An 18,414-nucleotide genomic window follows, 5' to 3' on the forward strand; every position below is an offset into this window, starting at 1 on the left:
TCTCCTTTCTATTGTGCAAGCACTTCTGCTTTTTCTGACATTTCGACCAATTTATTCTCTTTGTTTAGTGTGAAAGCATTCATTTTTGCTTCCTCTTCGGTATGACCAGCTGCCACAAAAGAATCGATAGCTTTTGTGATTTTTTTGTAATCTCTCGGAATAACCTTCACAAAATTTGCTTGATTTGTGACCCAGTCAGTTAAAATCATTTCTGCACGTCGGCTGTTCGTGTAATTGAATTGCTTCACCAACATAGATTTAAGGTAGGAAATCTCTGCTTCGTCCACTAATGATTCAAAAGATACTAACTCTTCATTCGCTAATGAGATAAAAGATTCTCTATCTTCTGTGTAGACATAAGCTACACCACCAGACATACCTGCCCCAAAGTTCTTCCCTACTTCACCAAGAACAATCACGCGACCACCAGTCATGTACTCACACCCATGGTCACCAATTCCTTCAACAACGATTTCTGCGCCACTATTTCTTACGGCAAATCGTTCTCCTGCATAGCCATTAATATATGCTTCGCCACCAGTAGAACCATAGAAAGAAACGTTCCCAGCTATTACATTCGTACTAGCTTCAAAGTTTGCTTGCAAAGGAGCTTTGACAATGATCTTTCCTCCAGATAGACCTTTTCCTACATAGTCATTCGCATCACCAGTTAATTCTAATGTCATGCCTTTTGGTATAAATGCTCCAAAGCTTTGTCCTGCTGATCCATTAAATCGTAACGTAATGGTGTCTTCTGGTAAGCCGTTTGCTCCATGTTCTTTAGAAATCTCACTACCTACAACCGTACCAACAACACGATTAATATTAGTAATTGGGAATGTTTGATCTACTTTTTCCCCTGTTTGAATTGATTTTCTTACAGCAGGCAATAAAGCCGTAACGTCGAGCGATTGATCAATTTTATGGTCTTGTTTAGTTTTGTTTAAGCGTGCTCCACCTGTTGGTTGATAAACAATTTTACTCAAATCTAAATATTTTGCTTTCCAATGTTGGCGAGCACGATCATTTATTTCGAGAAGGTCGGTACGCCCAACCATTTCATCCATCGATGTGAATCCTAATTCGGCCATGATCTCACGAACTTCTTGGGCAACAAAACGCATAAAGTTAACGATATGATCTGGATCACCTGTGAATTTTTTACGTAATTCTGGGTTTTGCGTTGCTACCCCAACAGGACAAGTGTCTAAATGGCAAACACGCATCATTACACAACCTAAAATTACGAGTGGAGCTGTGGCAAATCCATATTCTTCAGCACCTAATAAAGTAGCTAAAACAACATCTTTACCTGATAATAGCTTTCCATCTGTCTCAAGGACTACTCGTTCACGTAAATCATTGATTAAAAGTGTTTGGTGTGCTTCTGATAGACCCAATTCCCATGGCAAACCAGCATGCTTAATACTCGTTTTCGGTGAAGCCCCGGTACCTCCATCATACCCAACAACGGTAATGACATCAGCATTTCCTTTTGCTACACCGGCAGCTATAGTACCAACACCAGCTTTTGCTACTAATTTTACACTGATACGAGCATCACGATTCGCATTTTTTAAATCATGAATCAGTTGAGCTAAATCCTCAATTGAATAAATATCATGATGAGGTGGCGGAGAAATTAAATCGACTCCTGTCGTAGAATTACGGACGTTCGCAACCCATGGATACACTTTGTTTCCAGGTAAATGCCCACCTTCCCCAGGTTTCGCTCCTTGTGCCATTTTAATTTGTAATTCATCCGCATTTACAAGATAATGGCTATTCACACCAAATCGAGCAGAAGCAATTTGCTTGATCGCACTTCTTCTGTTTTGGCCCTTATCATCAAGTTCATAACGTTTTGGATTCTCTCCGCCCTCTCCACTATTACTCTTTCCTCCAAGACGATTCATCGCAATAGCTAAAGCTTCATGAGCCTCTTCACTAATCGAACCAAACGACATCGCACCTGTTTTGAAACGTTTCACAATCGAATCCACTGATTCTACTTGTTCAATCGGAATCGCATTTCGTTCTTTAAAATCAAACAAGTTACGCAGGAAACCAATTTGTTCTTCATTGATCGTTTGGGTAAACTCTTTGAATAATTGATAATCTCCTCGACGTGCCGCCCATTGTAATTTGTGCAAGGTAAGCGGATTATACGCGTGGTGTTCTCCATTTTTCCGCCATTGAAAATCACTTCCCGAATCAAGGGACGGATTTACTTTTTCTTCATAACCTTTTTCATGTCGTAATATTGCTTCTTTTGCAATAATTGGAATGCCAATGCCATCGATTTGAGATGCTGTTCCAGTAAAATGAAGATCAATTACCTCATTACTTATTCCAATCGCTTCGAAAATTTGCGCACCACGGTAACTTTGTACAGTGGAAATACCCATCTTCGACATGACTTTAATAACACCTTCTGTAACAATGTTGATATATTTCGTTACTGCATCAGCATAGAAGATAGACAAATGATTCGTTTGGATTTCTGACCAATACGTTTCATAGACCAAATACGGAACGATCGCGTCCACACCGTAACTCAATAAAGCCGCAAAATGGTGTACTTCTCTTGTTTCACCAGTCTCAGCTATGATACTAGCTTTTGTACGTACACCTTTACGAACAAGATGTTGGTGTAAACTACTTACGGCTAACAAAACAGGAATCGCAACATGATTTTCATCGATATTACGATCAGACAAAACTAACAAATTAGCCCCATCTTCAATTGCTTGTTCAGCTTTCAGAAATAGTTCATTAAGTCCTTGATCAAGATCACTTGTAAATAAACTATCAATAATCGCCGTTTTAAAACCAGCCTCTTCTTTTTCTTTCAACTCATTTAGTTGATGATTGGATAGAATTGGAGTTTCCAGGCGAATTCGATGACTGTTTGTAGCAGATGGATGCAAAATATCTCCCTCTGTACCTAACCAAGTTAGCATCGATGTAACAATTTTTTCACGATATGCATCAATCGGAGGGTTTGTTACTTGCGCAAACAATTGTTTGAAATAATTGAATAATGATTGTGGACGTTCTGATAACACAGCAAGTGGCGTATCATTTCCCATAGCGCCAATCGGATCTTTTCCACTTAAAATTAATGGATGTAAATATTTTTCTACATCTTCTGTTGTATATCCAAAAGCAATTTGTTTTTCTAATAATTGATGAATTCCAGTTAGTTTATCCTCTACTATATCTTCTGATAATCTAACCACTTGGTCATCTAACCATTGTTGATATGGTTCTTGCTGAACAATCTCATCTTTGATCTCTTCATCAGCAATAATTCTTCCAGCCTCTATATCAACCAACAACATTTTCCCTGGACTTAGACGATCTTTATATAGTACATTTTCTTCTGGAACGTCAATTACTCCCGTTTCTGATGAATAAATAATATAATCATCTTTTGTTACATAGTAACGAGCGGGACGTAAACCATTACGATCCAAAATCGCTCCAATTTGTTTACCATCTGTGAAAGTTATGGAGGTTGGTCCATCCCACTGCTCCATTAAACAACTGTGATACGCATAAAATGCTTTTTTCTCTTTCGACATGTGCGGATTTTTCTCCCAAGGTTCAGGAATTAACATCATCGCAGCATGTGCAGGTTTTCTTCCAGCAAGAATAAAGAATTCCAAAGCATTATCTAAAACAGACGAGTCACTTCCTTCAGCATTTAAAATAGGTAATACTTTGTCTAAATCGGAACCAAAAGCATCTGATACAAACTGTTGTTCACGTGCGCGCATCCAATTGACATTTCCACGCATCGTATTGATTTCACCATTGTGAATTAAATAACGATTTGGATGTGCTCTTTCCCAGCTTGGAAAAGTATTCGTACTAAATCTTGAGTGTACAAGTGAAAATGCAGAAATAAAATCAGGGTCTTGCAAATCAAGATAAAATTGATCTACTTGACTAGGTGTTAATAATCCTTTATAGACAATCGTTTGGCTAGAAAAACTAGGAAAATAGAAACTATGATCTGCTTCTCTCGCAAGCTTTTCTGCTTGTTTTCTTATAATATATAATTTACGCTCAAATTGTATAGAATCAACAATATCATCGGAAGCTCCAATAAAGACTTGTCGAACAACTGGCGCGCTTAATTGTGCGGTTTTTCCGATTTTTCTGAAATCTGTCGGCGAAGTTCGCCATCCTAATAGTTTCTGTCCTTCTTGTTCAATGAATGTATTAATGGCATTTTCCCAATCTTCTCTTTTTTTATCGTCTTGAGAAAAAAATACCATTCCAACACCGTATCTACCTTCTTCAGGTAGTGACATAGTCGTGCATTGTTTTCGAAAAAACTGATCTGGGATTTGGACCATTAACCCAGCACCATCACCTGTTTCCGGGTCACTTCCTTGTCCGCCACGGTGATCTAATTTCGTCAACATTTCGATTCCTTTTTTCACAATATCATGAGTTCGATTTCCTTTAATGTGCGCATACAGCCCAATTCCACATGCATCGTGTTCAAATTCAGGGTGATATAACCCTTGCGCTTCAGCCATCTGACTAAACCTCATGAAACACACCTCCAAAATAAATAAGTTGATTTTTGTGTCTTTTTCTAAAAATAATGAATTTTAGTGTCTAATCCTATTGTATGTTTCTTCATTTATATATACAATATATAATAACAATAGATATAATCTATAATTGCGATTAATAGATGGGGGTATGGCAGATGGAATTTAGACAATTAAAGTACTTTATTGAAGTTGCAGAGAGAGAACACGTCTCAGAAGCAGCAGCCCATTTACATGTAGCTCAATCTGCGATTAGTAGACAGATAGCTAATTTGGAAAATGAGTTAGGTGTTCAATTGTTCGAGCGTGAAGGACGTAATGTGAAATTATTGCCGATTGGGAAAATCTTTTTGGTTCACGCAAAAGAGGCAATGAAGGCGATTAACTATGCGAAAAAACAGATGGATGAATACATAGATCCTGAACGTGGATCGATTAAGATTGGATTTCCGACCAGTTTAGCCAGTACTTTACTACCTAGCGTGTTATCACAATTTAAAGCAACTTATCCAAATATCCATTTCCAACTACGTCAAGGTGCTTATAACTTTTTAATTGATGCAGTTAAAGAACGAGAACTTGATATTGCTTTTATTGGCCCAGTTTTAACAGAAGATCCAAACATTAATGGTGATATATTGTTTCAAGAGAAATTGCATTTATTAACACCCAATAATCATCGTTTATCGAAAAGAAAAAGTGTTTACTTAACCGAACTAAAAGATGAGGACTTTGTTTTATTCCCTAAAGGTTATATATTTGAAAAATTAGTTGTTGATGCTTGTAATTCTGTTGGTTTTGATCCTCATGTAACGACAGAGGGTGAGGATTTGGATGCGATTAAAGGGTTGGTTGCTGCTGGTATAGGGGTTACCGTGCTTCCTGAAAGCGCGATTGGAGAACTACAGTCTAGTTACACAGCTAAAATTCCAATTAGTAGCCCAGATCTAAAACGGAGTGTAGGTATGATTACACCAAAGCATCGAGAACTTGCTCCATCAGAAAAAGTATTTTACCAGTTTGTTATTGATTATTTTACGAATTATCCAGGTCAAGAGTAAAAAAGGGGGTTATTTTTTGTCAACTATATCTTATGCTACATTCGCTGGTGGCTGTTTCTGGTGTATGGTCAAACCGTTTGATCAATGGGATGGAGTTTATGATGTCGTCTCCGGTTATACTGGCGGTCATGTGGAAAATCCAACTTATGAGCAAGTAAAAACAGGTGATACCGGTCATTATGAGGCAGTACAAATCCGTTATGATTCTAGTAAAATCACCTATCAACAAATTCTAGAGCTGTTTTGGCCACAAATTGATCCAACTGACCCAAATGGACAATTCCAAGATCGTGGTTCGCAGTATCGAACGGCTATTTTTTATCATAATGAAGAACAAAAACAGTTAGCAGTTCAATCGAAAAATGATCTAGATAATAGTAATCGATTTGATAAACCAATTGTGACAGAGATTTTACCAGCTGGAGAATTTTATCCTGCAGAATCTTACCATCAAGACTTTTATCGTAAAAACAAAGCAGAATATGAACAAGATCGTGCCCAGTCTGGCCGAGATGAATTTATTGATGAGAATTGGAAATAAGACATATGATAGAACAAAAAATAGCCTAAGTGAGTAAGAAATCACTTAGGCTACTTTTAATGGTAATTATCGTTATTTACCCAGGAGTATCAAATGATTTTCATTTGCGATTGTATTAGGACAGGCTACTAAATACTATTAACAATAACAGAAGGAAGCCTAAACTTTTAAGATCTGAAGTAAATATAAGTAATACAAAAAGTATGGATGCCACCATTCCCATTAAGAAAGTAAAATCTATGCCAAGCTTTTTTTTGCTCATGATATCATCCTTCTTGTCTAATTATAGATTACCTAATAAGCAATTTTTCACTAGTTTTTAGGACTTTGAGAGGCCACTTTTTTGTGAATCATGATTTGACGAGGGTTCAACTCTATTTGTTTATCATTCGTCCAAGTTCTTTTTTACTGTACATTAGCGATTAAAGTTCAATGCACATTGTAAGTTATGATTAAAAATAAAAGCACGATTTGCAATACAACTACTGAAAAAGCAATTAAGGTAAAGGCAAAATCATAAATTAAAATAGCAAGTGCTATATTCAAAATAATTATTGTAATTATGTTCAGAATACAAATCATTCTTAGACCAATAATCCCAGGTTTATTAATCAACCTCACCCTCATAGATAACGTAAAAGATTATTTTCGATCCCATAATAACCAACAGGGCCACTAATCATGAAGCCCGAGCGCCTAACAGTTTGTCTTACCCCTCTATATACTCAATTCCGACCATGTTTTTCTTTTATTTTCTCATTATGTCTACTAATTATCATTTGCAAAACAAAAAATGTAATACCATACACAATACTCAAAACAATTAGAAAAGCTAGTAGTTCATCAGTTGATCGGTTTTCCGATGCTATTTGATACCCTAACCCCCCAAAATAGAAAGCTACTACAACTATTGACAGGTCAACTAATTTTTTTCCTTTCTTAATATCGTTATACATTAAAATAAAGAGTATACCTGGACCGTTCAACGCAAAGAGTATATTCAACCAAAGAGACCCCATCTAGACTACCTCATTTCTTTCAATACATCACACTTCTACGGCAAACTAATTCGCGTTTTCCTCGATAACTCTCAAATTAAACCAAACAAACGTCTGAGTTAACATTATGTTCGGATGCACGATATTTACACTATGTTTTTATTTTCAATGACTATGAAAATAAATAAGCAATTACATTTCTGATATTCGTTAAATTAAGAATCTATTCGTGAAAATTTAATCTATAATTAGATAAACTAGTTACTAGAAAAGATATTACAAAAGCGAGAATAAAGTTGTGAACTACCATGATATTTCTAAAGATACTATTGATGAATAAGGTAATCAACAATATTACCAAGAAAATTATTATTCTTTTCTTTCTCATCCCTGCACTTTCATGGTGTAACTTCTGTTTCGACTAAAATCGAAAGGAAGTATTTACCCGAAGGATTTCTTCTGATTATCGCGTTTATGATGCGACCTTCCTCTTAGCGACTTTTAGCAAAACGTACAAGACCTAACTTCGGTAGTTTCACCTTCTTTTCAAAAACAGCAATATTACCATTTACATATTTGGTTGTATATGATTGAACAGGATTCTTTTTAGATTTAAAGCGAGGTTCACGGTTTTACTTTTTGTAATATCGAGTGTACCAATCGTTGACGATTTCCACCGATTTTTGAAGGGCGATACTATCCACTTCTTTTAAAAAAGGGGTAGTGCTTCTTTAGTTCCCGAATCGCCTTCATCGATTGATTTTTATAGAAAAACTCACCTTTCCAATTATTTTCAATCAGTTGACCATTCTGCACCATTTCATTGACGATAGACCAATACCTGTCTTTGTTTTTTTGTTTGCCAACAAAATAGTTGTAGACAAAGCGAGAACAACCAATTGTTTTGTTAATCAGTTCGTCTTGTTTTTGGTTCGGATAGATGCGAAATTTGTACGCTTTTTTCACGAACATTTCATTTTCACAGAAGGAATACGATCAAAAAAAACAATCGGTTGTATTACGGTTTTCGAAAAGATTATTAGCCAGAGTATATGATTACAAAGAGAAAAAAGGTTTCGGCACTCGTACGCAAACTATTTTCCATCTGATTCAAGTAGCGTCCGAACAGTCGGAAAATCGAGATAGCTGAAGCTATCCCTTTTCCGAACGCGATTCATCCCCCACTTACTCATTGGGCTTAGCCCTTCGCATTCCTTGAAGATAGGGGTTTTCTCGCCTATTTTAGATAAAGTAATATTCCGATTAAACCAATGGATATACCCTTTAATAATAATTCCATTTTACACCTCTTGCTTTTGTTTTGATTCTATTCGATTTGAAATACTAATCTTCTAGAATATATACAGTTTACACCGAACAAGACATATCAACATCTTGCCTCGCATAGCCACTTACTTCGTGTAAAACTACTTTACTCTTTTTTGAAAACAACATTATACCCATAAAATGATCCCACTAAAACAATAAGAATAGACATGAAAATGTGAATACTGTTTTGCTCAAATAATAAAGAAATCATTACCAGTAAAACAGTACTATAAAACAGATTTCTGTTTAGCTTTCTATTCCATACGTATTTTTTACACAAATCATATATTGTAATGCTTAGAGCAGTCCCCAGTAAAAAGTATACTAGCATAAAAACATCTCCTCTTAAAAATATTTTATTTTTCTAACAGCCGAAATCCATCTCCCCTTATTGCCGTTCGTACTAGCATAGCTTTAATAACTCCAAACCCAGCTTCAAATTTCCAAAGTTGGACGGATTTGTTGTTACTTAATTTCATTTTCCCCTTACCATTTTTAATATAATTATCGATTAACACGCATTTCTATTCTTCAGGTATACATCAGCAAATCCATTAAACCACACTTATTTTTTGTGGATTGTGAAATATTTAACAATTATACTTAGCGTAGCATTATCGTATATGAAAAACAATATTAATTGGTAAAAAAACAAAATATATATTCGAACATAAAATGTAATTAAATACGAACAGTTTGCTATTTTCTCTTACTGAATATGGTAGGTTCATTGTACGAAAGCACGAGAATAGTACTCTATTGATACGGTTAAAGGGCATGTTTAACTGTTCTATTAGCTCAATCGGACAACTGCAGTTGTACCAAACAATACAGGTATGAAAGTTATCAAATTATGAAATGATTTTGAAACAGACATATCAATCTCCAAGTTATCATTAGAAAGAGCATAAGGCATAGTATATATTGCACATTTTCTTGAGCTCGCTCTAAATTATAGTAGTTATATAACGTTAATAGTAGCAACGTTATTATGTTTCACCAACGAACTTATCTAAACTTTTATTAAAAATTATTACTGTAGTAATAATTAAAAGGATTTTAATATACAAGTCTAGTGGCAAAGCAATCGCAATAATCACTCCTATTAAAACACTGATAGCAAGTCTAAATATTCTATTTCTTTTATCAATTTTCATTTTTAATTACCTCCAATTTCGTTATCTCACATATTGAATAAAGTGAAACTTCAATCAGTGGGAGTTTTTAGGTGTGCCTCCGCTGATTGTTAGCCCTAAAGGATGACCTAAAGGCTCCAGAACCATCCGGTGTGCTATCGTCCGTTACTTCCACTTAAACCACTTAGTATTCTCGCTGTTTTGAAGTGGGAGTCTTGCGGACGGTTTGATCGGGGATAAATAATTGCTAACACACTTGCAGATTCCCATAACTAAACGAAGGCCACTAGTGTGTTTTGTCTCCATCCAAATCCTAACCAATTACTCGCTTTATTTTCATTGTAGTATACGCTATTTACATTTAAGTTCCACATGCAGTGTGATATTCACATCTTTTCAGAAAATCATACGTACTCTTCATGACTTGATTTTTCAGTATATTGTAAAACATTTAACAATTTACAATTAGCATAGCACTATCTAATGTAATAAGACAATACTTTTTTTGGAAAGAAACAACTTTATATACTGTTAGAAATAATAAGATGAGAATTGGAAATAAGACATATGATAGAACAAAAACAGCCTAAGTGAGTAAGAAATCACTTAGGCTACTTTTAATGGTACTTATCGTTACTTACCCGGATCAAAATGAAATTTGCTCCCCTTCCTTAGTCAAATAATGACGTGTTAGAATCGCCAGCCATAACCAATTCCGAGTTAGCTGAAATTCATAAAGAAAGTAATACAGCGAGTAAGATCGTCTTTATTGGGTGAACTCTTTTATTAATAACACTATTATTGAAGATTATCAGTTAAGCCATCACCATATTTAAATTGATGATCTACTGATTGATAATCATTCATATTCACTGAATCACTTGCTTGTTCATTTGTTTTTGGCCATGTGACAGGTAATGTTCCTTTAAATTCCTTATCTCCAAAGAGAACATCAGTCATCCCATTTCCTTGGGTTCCTGGCAACCAAGCCATAACAAATCCATCCCAATCATTAATATATTCATCAATTAGTAAAGGTCTTCCAGAAATCATAATTGTTACAATTGGCTTTCCTGATTCGTTAGCTTCATTTATTGCGGCAATATTTCCATCTAAAGATAGTGGACCATCAACCGCTAAATCTGATGTGTCTCCTTCCCACTCAGCATATGGTTTTTCACCTATTGCAGTAATCACAATATCTGCGTCCTCTGGATTGTCTACAAGCTCTCCACCATTATTGGACAAAACTTCTAATATTGCATCTTTTAAACTTATTCCATTATAAAGGTTTGCATCCATTTCTCCTTGCCAGCTACTTGTCCAGCCACCACTCTGAACACCAACATTATCACTAGCTGGTCCGTTCAAATAAATTTTTGCATTCTTTTCAAGTGGTAGAATATTGTCATTTTTAAGAAGAACCAATGATTCTGCTACAGCTTGTCTTGCTAATTTTTTATTTTCTTCCGTACCAATTTCCCCTGGAGTCTTTTCTAGATCCTTGGTAAAAAGACCTGCTTCAAACTTAAAAACTAAATTTCTTCTAACTGCCTCATTTAATCTTTCTTCCAATATATCCCCCGATTCAACTTTATCTATTATTGCGTAGTATACATCCTCCCAATCATAAGGTTGCATTAATAAATCTATACCTGAATTAATCGCCAAGGCAACTTGTTCTGGTAAAGTCGGAGCAATGGTATGAATGGCTTCCCAATCCGAAATAACAAGACCGTCAAATTCAAGCTCTGATCTAAGTAAATCAGTTAATATTTCTTTATCTCCATGTATTTTCTTTCCGTGAATGCTATTAAAAGATGCCATTATTGACTTAGTATCTGCGTTTATTGCAGCTTCATAGGCAGGTAAATTACCTTCTAATAACTCTTCCATACTAATGGTAACATCTCCACGATCAATTAAATTATCATCTTCACCTGTCCCATAAGTAGTATGTCCATCTCCGATAAAGTGTTTTGTTGTAGCGAATATGCCTTCACCTTGCAATCCATTAATATATGGTGCGGCAAGCCTAGCAATCTGTTGAATATCTTCCGAATAGCTCTCATATGATCGTCCCCATCGAATATCTTGAGCAGAAGAAACAGCTGGTGCAAAGTTCCAATCAACTCCTATTGCTTTAACTTCTCTAGCTGTCGCTACTCCAATTGCTTCCATCAGTTCGGGATTATTCGCTGCACCTAAGCCAATATTATGAGGGAAAATCGTTGCATTCTTGACATTATTATTCCCATGCACTGCATCTATTCCATAAATAATTGGAATCCCTGATGAAGACTCACTAGCATAGCTTTGCATTTCGTTGTACATTTCAACCCAACCATCTGGGGTATTATCATCTGGCACACTTCCACCACCACTTAATATGGAACCAATATTATAATCTCTAATCTCTGAGGGTTCAATACTCTCTCTTTCTGTTTGTATCACTTGGCCAGCTTTCTCTTCTAATGTCATTTCATTTATAGCCTTTTCTATATCTTCCAAACTTTCAATTATGATTTTTCCTCGTCCGTTATCCTCCGACTCGTTAGTAAAATCACATCCACTAAGAATGAAAAAAAGGACTAATAAAATACCTAGTAAGCGTTTATACATGCTCATACCTTCCTTCCCAACCCTAAAAATAGGATATTTGCTATTAAAATGCCTTCTCTTAATCTTTTTATAAGCCAATAAGAAGACCACAGTGCGATTGAAACCGATTTCAACACTGCGTTCCATTTTATCATATTCTTTAGCTTTATTGAACATTTTTTATTGGTTAGGAAATCTTAGCGCATCCATTATTTTAGTAACATATTATTCTAATTGAATTTAAACAAATATTAAACCTTTATACTTTTTCTTAAGACTTAATATGACTAGTAATTAACACCTATCTCACCTCTACTTTGTTTTAAATTGATTCATCAAATTACTATTCTATTAACTTACAATTTTACCCCAATCTAACTTTATTAGTTGGTCTGCAAGGTTAAAATATCTATCATCATGCGTAATTACAATAACAGCTTTCCCTTGGTCTTTTAAACTAGGTAAAATCTGGTTCGTAATAGTAAGCACGGTATTGGGGATCTTGATCTGCTGCCCACTCGTCAAGGATATATATCGGACGATCATCTAAATAACTAACTAATAATGCCAATCGCTTCCTCTGACCAGTAGAGAGCTGTGTGGTCGTAAATTTACCATTACGAACACTTACTTTATCCTCAAGATTAAACATCTTTAAGTATTCTTGTATTTCATTCTCCTTATTTTTAAAATCAATACCATATAACTTCTCAAACAAATAATAATCACTAAACACAGCTGCAAAGTATTCATTTAAAGTCGAAAGAGGAACTTGCTCCCCATTCACTAGCACCCTTCCACTACTCGGAATATACAGTCCAGTTAGTATTTTCGCTAACGTCGTTTTTCCACTCCCATTACCCCCAGTAATGTATGTAACCTCACCACTTTGCAACGTTAAGTTAATTGGTCCTAATTGGAAAGAAGAACTATTACTGATTTCCTGTCTATTCTGATGCACATAAGTGACATCAATTAATTCCAACTTCGATATTTTCTGCTTTACTGACATTTCTTTCTTATTTTGATCAACCGTTAAATTTGTTACTTCCTCTGCCATTTTATTGATACGATCCCAACTTATTTTAATTTGTAGTAATTCAGGTACCCGACCTAAAATGGAAGTGATTGGTCCAACGGCAAAAACGAATACAAACACAAATGATCGCAATAAGACAGCATCAAAGGATGCAAAGGTAAATGGAAAAACTAACACAATAATACCCATCAGCACAAAAATAGCTAATTCCCCAAGTATCACGACACTCGTGAAAAGAATATCTGCTTTTATACGTTTTTGTCGGTAATCATCACAGACTAATTTGACATCCGCTTTAAAGTCGTTTAATCTACCACGATGTAAATATAATTCCTTGAACCCTCTTACCATATTGTCTATTAACCGAAAAAATATGTTCTGCATGTCTCTTGACTCAAGAAACAATCTTTCTCCAGTAGAACTTACTTTTTGATGAACAAAAGCTAGGACCATTAAAACGAGTAAAAATACAACAAAAGCTTGAAAATGAATAAAACTTAAATAGACAAAACAAGCAAGAACCGTAATGATACTTGTCACTGCAGAAACGATATTATTAACAAAACCGCCCACTCGTTCTGTATCATTATTAAGTGTTGCATATATCTTTTCTTTTTCTAACTTTTCTAATTGTTCATAAGTAGAATGAAGCAGTTTATTCGTGATCTCCAATCGTTTGTCATACACTAAATCATTTGTTAGCTTAATTAATCGATACCTAAGTATTTTTATAGAATAACTGTAAACAAATAAAACTAGACTAAACAAGATAATCATGCCTCTAAGTGAATCTAATCCATAATTTTCAACTCTAGTAATCGATTCATTCATTAAGAAAATAACCATTGCGTTAGCAATTCCAGTAACTATACTTAATCCAATTAATAGGAACGTGCCCTTCTCTTTTGGCCTAGGAAAATAACTAGCCGTGTAGAAGTATAGCAAGGAAGCCCCTACTAACACAAAGAAGAGTATTCCAACCATGACTAGGTTGAAAAAACCATGGTGAAAGATATCCTGCCAAGAGAGTTCAAGGTGAATGAAAATAAAAGGAATTTCGTATAAGCTAAAGGCAATGACAACAATAAAGGATAAAAATACCACAATAGAGATCAAATCCCTTTTATTAAACCCTTTAAATTGTCTTGTTCCTCTACGGACTTGGATAAGTAGTCGACTAGCAAGTACGATAACATACAAAATTGCTGCGGCGATCACATAAATAAGAACGCCGGATATATTGTTATATTTAATTAGTTCTTCGGTGATGTGCTCAGAATATAAATAATTATCCATTCAAACTTCCCTCCATATATGAGCTATTGATGATATCCATATTTTTGAAACCAGAATACAGTATTAACGTCTAGCTGAGTTGATAAAATCGAGTGTCCACCAAGTTCAAAGAAATCATCATTTTGAATAACACCAATTTTTATGCGTATTTTTGGATCCTTGATGTGTTGAATAATTTTATCTCAATCTACTTTAGTAAGAAATTCAGTACGGTTAATTAGGATAAATTTAACATTATTGTTTTGGTACTCCATTCTTCTACAGGCTAAACCTCCCATGGATATAGACTAACCATAATACGTCCTTATACTACCAATTTATTCTATTCTTTAAAAACAGCTATTATCCTGCTAGAATTTTCAAATAAAAAAAATAACTATATTCTACCATAGCAATTCCTAAAGAAGCATCCCCTCCTATGGAAAAGTATTTACGAGTCTGAAACGTTAATACAATGTGTATAATACCTAATCGAGGAAGATAATAAATCACACCATTCACGAAAAAAACTATAAAAATAAAAGGGTATCACCACATTTTGGTGATACCCTTATTAATGAAGTTTTTATCCTTTATCTAACGCTTGTTGTAAATCGGCAATTAGGTCTTCTGCATCTTCAATACCAACAGAAATTCGAATTAATCCATCGGTGATTCCTAATTCTAAACGTCGATCTCTTGGAATCGAAGCATGTGTCATTTTTGGTGGAAGGCTAATCAAACTTTCCACAGCACCTAAACTCTCTGCTAATGTAAAGTATTTCGTTTCACGCAACACTTTTTCTGCCCGCTCACTACTTCCTACATCAAATGATACCATCCCTCCAAAACCTGCTGATTGGTTTTTATGAATATCGTGACCTGGGTGTGTCTCCAAACCAGGGTAATATACAGATGAAATATCTTCTCTCGTGACAAGATAGTCAATGATTTCTTTCGTTGTTCGCTCGGTTTGTTCCATTCGCAAACCAAGTGTTTTAATCCCTCTCATTAACAACCAGGAGTCTTGAGGGCCTAGAACACCGCCAACTGAATTTTGGATAAAGTGTAGGTCTTCTGCAAGTTTCTGACTGTTGACGACAACTAGACCAGCTACTACATCACTATGTCCTCCTAGATATTTCGTTGCACTGTGTAAAACAATGTCAGCACCATGATCGATTGGATTTTGCCAGTATGGTGTAGCAAACGTATTATCGACCATAAATAAGAGATCATGTTGTTTTGCAATCTCACTTATTTCTTTTAGGTTTGTGATTTTTAACAATGGATTCGTGGGTGTCTCCACAAAAATAGCCTTTGTGTTTTCTTGAATTGCATCCGTAACTGCGTTTGGATTACTCGTATCAACAAAAGTGATCTCAAGATTAAACTTTGTTAACACTTTACTCATGAGACGATATGTTCCACCATATACATCATCCGTTAAAATAACATGATCTCCACTAGTAAAAAGCATCATGACAGCAGAAATAGCTGCCATACCAGAAGCAAATGCAAATCCAGCATGTCCTTGTTCCAAATCAGCAATAAGTGATTCGAGCGCTTCTCTTGTCGGATTGCCTGTTCGTGAATACTCATACTGGAAATTCCCCACACCATCTTGTTTATACGTACTAACTTGATAGATTGGCACAGACACAGCACCGGTATGTTTATCCCCAACAATTCCTCCATGAATCAATTGCGTTTTTTTCTTCATTTAAATACCTCCATCATAAATATGCTTGCTTAAATACCGTTCACTACTATCAGGAAAGATCGTGACAATATTGCTGCCTGACTTAGCTTTTTCTGCTTCTTTTATTACAGCAGCAAATACGGCCCCTGAAGAGCTTCCGACAAGAAGACCTTCCTTCTCAGCTAATTCTTTTACCCTAGAAAACGCTTGATCATCAGAAATAGTATGAATCGCATCGAAATGTTTTTTATTCATGTATTCGGGTATGAATTCTAAACCAATGCCCTCTGTACGATGAGAACCAGGTAGACCACCATTCAAAATCGATCCCTCTGGCTCAACAATAACAGTCTTTATTGTTGGATCTTGTTCTTTTAAGTACCTCGCCGTACCGGTAAATGTACCACCAGTACCTGCTCCAGCAATAAAAATATTGATGTCTCCATTTAATTCATCATATAGCTCTGGTGCTAATGTTTTATAGTAAGCATTTGGGTTCGCTTCATTTTCAAATTGAGCTGGCGAGTATGAATCAGGAATTTCTTTTAATAACGATTTTGTTTTTTCAATCGCGCCTGTCATTCCTTCTTCCGTAGGTGTTGTAACAATCTCAGCACCTAAAGCTCTCATTAATAGTTGTTTTTCTTGGCTGAATTTTTCAGGCACGACAAAAATAACGTTTAACTCCGTACCAATTGCAGCAAGCGCAATACCAATCCCCGTATTCCCAGCTGTTGGTTCAATGATAGTACCTCGTTTTGATATTTTTCCTGCTTTTAAAGCTTCTTCAATTAATTCCTGACCAAGGCGATCTTTAACACTGCCACCAGGGTTAAATGCTTCTAGTTTAACATAGACGTTTACGTCATTTGGTAATGGTATTCTCGTTATCTTAAAAAGCGGTGTGTGCCCAATTAATGATTGTATTCCACTATAGATCGCCATCAAACACACCTCTATTTAGCAACCATCTTTTCATGAAAAAACACTGCTCCATTGGTCTTTCTCACTTAACATTTCTTTGGCTAATGCTTTTGCACCTTCTAATGAATGTGAAGCAGCCCAACCACATTGTACTTCATTACAAGCGGGTACTTCTTCTGCATCTAGAACATCTTGTAATGTTTTCTCTAACAAAATAAGAATATTCTCATAACTATCATCATTAATTACCGCTAGATAGAAACCAGTTTGACATCCCATTGGACTAATATCAACGATGTTACTTTGATGGTTACGTGAAAGCTCTGCCATTAGATGCTCCAATGAGTGAAGCGCTGGCATCTCCATGTGTTCTTGATTGGGTTGGCAGAAACGCAGGTCATATTTATAAATAATATCCCCGTTTTCCCCTTTTGTTGTTCCTGCTAAACGTACATAAGGTGCTTTAACTTTCGTATGATCTAGATTAAAACTTTCTACATTCATTTTTTTTGTCATTTTCTAATCCTCCTAGTATGGTTATTTAATCGCTTCAAATAGCCAAACAAAATCATTTAATTTTTCAAATGAAATACGAAAATTATTATTCTCGAATATTTCAGTGAGTTCAGCTATTGTCGGATAATATTCTGTTTCCAAATCTTCTGCAAGGTTATAATATTGTTTCCCTTTTGCGGCATTAATCATGTCATTTTTCGCAGTTTCATTCAAAAATACGGTGTCTGCAAAGATTACTTTTCCACCTTTAGATAACAATTGACGATATTTTTCTACTGCTTGATTTTTTTCTGTATAGGTTAAGTGGTGAAAGGCATAAGATGAAACAATAGAATCTACCTTTGTTTTTGGTTCGGGGAAGGCGATAAAATCCCCATCATAAATCGGGACACCTAATTTTTTTTCGGCAACTTCGCGCATCTTCTCTGAAGGTTCAATTCCAATATATTGATCCGTTTTGGAGAGTAGCTGTGCTGATAAATTACCAGTGCCTACACCGAATTCTAAAACATGTCCAGTAGCACGATCCGCTACTTCTTTAAGGATCTGATCGTATTTATGAAAGACTGCTTGATATTCTTCTTCTACACCTGATACGGTATCATCATAATTATCTGCCCAACGGTCAAATAAATCAACAAATTCTCTACCCATTTATGATCACCTTTCCTTATACCTCATAATTCCAACCTGTTTAGTAGGTTTATAGTATACTAGTGAT

The 18,414-nt window shown here is 35.5% G+C and carries 11 protein-coding genes and 2 pseudogenes; 2 read left to right on the forward strand and 11 right to left on the reverse strand.

All coding sequences use genetic code 11. The annotated features are described in order from the left end of the window. Positions 1 to 8 precede the first annotated feature (8 nt). Positions 9 to 4,568: a glutamate synthase large subunit gene (gene gltB, locus OWO01_RS02045; protein ID WP_268778758.1), complete on the reverse strand. Its 4,560-nt coding sequence runs from the start codon at positions 4,566 to 4,568 to the stop codon at positions 9 to 11. Positions 4,569 to 4,729: 161 nt separating this feature from the next. Here gltB and OWO01_RS02050 point away from each other — a divergent pair, with 161 nt between their 5' ends. Together OWO01_RS02050 and msrA are read left to right on the forward strand one after the other, a co-directional pair. Next, complete coding sequence (locus tag OWO01_RS02050; RefSeq protein ID WP_268778759.1) at positions 4,730 to 5,632, forward strand: glutamate biosynthesis transcriptional regulator GltC; 903 nt, start codon at positions 4,730 to 4,732, stop codon at positions 5,630 to 5,632. 16 nt (positions 5,633 to 5,648) lie between these two features. After that, on the forward strand, positions 5,649 to 6,173 hold the full coding sequence (gene msrA / locus OWO01_RS02055; protein WP_268778760.1) for a peptide-methionine (S)-S-oxide reductase MsrA: 525 nt from the start codon (positions 5,649 to 5,651) through the stop codon (positions 6,171 to 6,173). Between the two features lie 725 nt (positions 6,174 to 6,898). Here the strand turns inward: msrA and OWO01_RS02060 are convergent. From OWO01_RS02060 to OWO01_RS02100, 10 genes and pseudogenes are all read right to left on the reverse strand, one after another. Beyond that, the gene (locus OWO01_RS02060) at positions 6,899 to 7,177 is read right to left on the reverse strand and encodes a hypothetical protein (RefSeq protein ID WP_268778761.1); all 279 of its coding nucleotides are present in this window, start codon (positions 7,175 to 7,177) and stop codon (positions 6,899 to 6,901) included. Between the two features lie 401 nt (positions 7,178 to 7,578). Beyond that, positions 7,579 to 7,990, reverse strand: a pseudogene (locus OWO01_RS16050) (IS200/IS605 family element RNA-guided endonuclease TnpB); the annotation flags it as partial. A gap of 47 nt (positions 7,991 to 8,037) precedes the next feature. Continuing rightward, positions 8,038 to 8,143 (reverse strand): annotated as a pseudogene (locus OWO01_RS16055) (helix-turn-helix domain-containing protein); the annotation flags it as partial. A 1,346-nt stretch (positions 8,144 to 9,489) separates the two neighbouring features. Beyond that, positions 9,490 to 9,657 (reverse strand): hypothetical protein, encoded by a 168-nt coding sequence (locus OWO01_RS02070; RefSeq protein ID WP_268778762.1) that lies wholly within the window; start codon positions 9,655 to 9,657, stop codon positions 9,490 to 9,492. A 777-nt stretch (positions 9,658 to 10,434) separates the two neighbouring features. After that, complete coding sequence (locus OWO01_RS02075; protein ID WP_268778763.1) at positions 10,435 to 12,264, reverse strand: glycoside hydrolase family 3 protein; 1,830 nt, start codon at positions 12,262 to 12,264, stop codon at positions 10,435 to 10,437. A gap of 430 nt (positions 12,265 to 12,694) precedes the next feature. Next, positions 12,695 to 14,572, reverse strand: coding sequence for a cyclic peptide export ABC transporter (locus tag OWO01_RS02080; protein ID WP_268778764.1), 1,878 nt, complete (start codon positions 14,570 to 14,572; stop codon positions 12,695 to 12,697). Between the two features lie 565 nt (positions 14,573 to 15,137). Beyond that, a complete protein-coding gene (locus OWO01_RS02085; protein WP_268778765.1) occupies positions 15,138 to 16,274 on the reverse strand; it encodes a bifunctional cystathionine gamma-lyase/homocysteine desulfhydrase in 1,137 nt (378 codons plus the stop codon). Further along, on the reverse strand, positions 16,275 to 17,198 hold the full coding sequence (locus tag OWO01_RS02090) for a PLP-dependent cysteine synthase family protein (RefSeq protein WP_268778766.1): 924 nt from the start codon (positions 17,196 to 17,198) through the stop codon (positions 16,275 to 16,277). A gap of 30 nt (positions 17,199 to 17,228) precedes the next feature. Continuing rightward, complete coding sequence (locus tag OWO01_RS02095; RefSeq protein ID WP_268778767.1) at positions 17,229 to 17,693, reverse strand: S-ribosylhomocysteine lyase; 465 nt, start codon at positions 17,691 to 17,693, stop codon at positions 17,229 to 17,231. A 21-nt stretch (positions 17,694 to 17,714) separates the two neighbouring features. After that, positions 17,715 to 18,347 (reverse strand): class I SAM-dependent DNA methyltransferase, encoded by a 633-nt coding sequence (locus tag OWO01_RS02100; protein WP_268778768.1) that lies wholly within the window; start codon positions 18,345 to 18,347, stop codon positions 17,715 to 17,717. Between the last annotated feature and the right edge of the window lie 67 nt (positions 18,348 to 18,414).

Origin of the sequence: Natronobacillus azotifigens, assembly GCF_026805325.1 — a bacterium.
GTDB lineage: Bacteria > Bacillota > Bacilli > Bacillales > Amphibacillaceae > Natronobacillus > Natronobacillus azotifigens.

Bases quoted from the DNA above. Each gene is read 5' to 3' on its own strand.
- gltB (WP_268778758.1), bottom strand. From the start codon at position 4,568: ATGAGGTTTAGTCAGATGGCTGAAGCGCAAGGGTTATATCACCCTGAA.
- OWO01_RS02090 (WP_268778766.1), bottom strand. From the start codon at position 17,198: ATGGCGATCTATAGTGGAATACAATCATTAATTGGGCACACACCGCTT.
- OWO01_RS02070 (WP_268778762.1), bottom strand. From the start codon at position 9,657: ATGAAAATTGATAAAAGAAATAGAATATTTAGACTTGCTATCAGTGTT.
- OWO01_RS02085 (WP_268778765.1), bottom strand. From the start codon at position 16,274: ATGAAGAAAAAAACGCAATTGATTCATGGAGGAATTGTTGGGGATAAA.
- OWO01_RS02080 (WP_268778764.1), bottom strand. From the start codon at position 14,572: ATGGATAATTATTTATATTCTGAGCACATCACCGAAGAACTAATTAAA.
- OWO01_RS02075 (WP_268778763.1), bottom strand. From the start codon at position 12,264: ATGAGCATGTATAAACGCTTACTAGGTATTTTATTAGTCCTTTTTTTC.
- OWO01_RS02100 (WP_268778768.1), bottom strand. From the start codon at position 18,347: ATGGGTAGAGAATTTGTTGATTTATTTGACCGTTGGGCAGATAATTAT.
- OWO01_RS02095 (WP_268778767.1), bottom strand. From the start codon at position 17,693: ATGACAAAAAAAATGAATGTAGAAAGTTTTAATCTAGATCATACGAAA.
- OWO01_RS02050 (WP_268778759.1), top strand. From the start codon at position 4,730: ATGGAATTTAGACAATTAAAGTACTTTATTGAAGTTGCAGAGAGAGAA.